Source organism: Halalkalibacter flavus (assembly GCF_036663575.1).
Classification (GTDB): domain Bacteria; phylum Bacillota; class Bacilli; order Bacillales; family Bacillaceae_D; genus Halalkalibacter; species Halalkalibacter flavus.
In genome coordinates, this window is the sequence record NZ_JAWRVK010000112.1 from 1 (window position 1) to 657 (window position 657).

The window sequence follows — 657 nt, forward strand, 5'->3', positions numbered from 1 at the left end:
AGAGAGCTTAGGAAAGAATACAATATTCTGAAGGAATCGACTCCTAGATCTTATGAAGCAATACCTGAGTGTCCTATCGGGGAACAAGTCCAAGTGGACTTTGGACAAACAAAAAATAAGAAAAGAGATGGAGGAACAGTAAAGCTATACTTCATTGCCTTTGTTTTATCTCATTCCCGTTATAAGTACATGTACTGGTTAGACCGACCGTTTACAACAAAAGATGTCATTGAAGCACATGAACTTGCTTTTCAATGGTTTAACGGAATCCCAAACGAGTTAGTTTATGATCAAGACAATTTAATTATTGTTAGTGAAAATAGTGGCGATTTAATTTTAACAGAGGAATTTCAAACTTACAGAGAGATAAAGAAACTGAATTTGCGAGTATGTAGAAAAGCTGATCCTGAAAGTAAAGGAAAAATTGAAAATGTGATTGGCTTCATTAAATATAATTACGCTAAACATAGAGAGTTCCATAACCTTGAATCTTGGAACGAACAAGCTCAAGACTGGCTTAACCGTACAGGAAATGCCAAAGTCCATAACACAACAAAAAAAAGACCGGTTGAAGTGTTTGCCCTCGAAAAACAACACTTAAAACCGATCATGAACATCATCGATGTTCAAAACAACAATAATAATATTATATCAAGG

At 34.9% G+C, this 657-nt stretch carries 1 pseudogene; it reads left to right on the forward strand.

Annotated features, from left to right (window positions below):
• Positions 1-657 (forward strand): annotated as a pseudogene (locus tag SAY88_RS24625) (DDE-type integrase/transposase/recombinase); the annotation flags it as partial.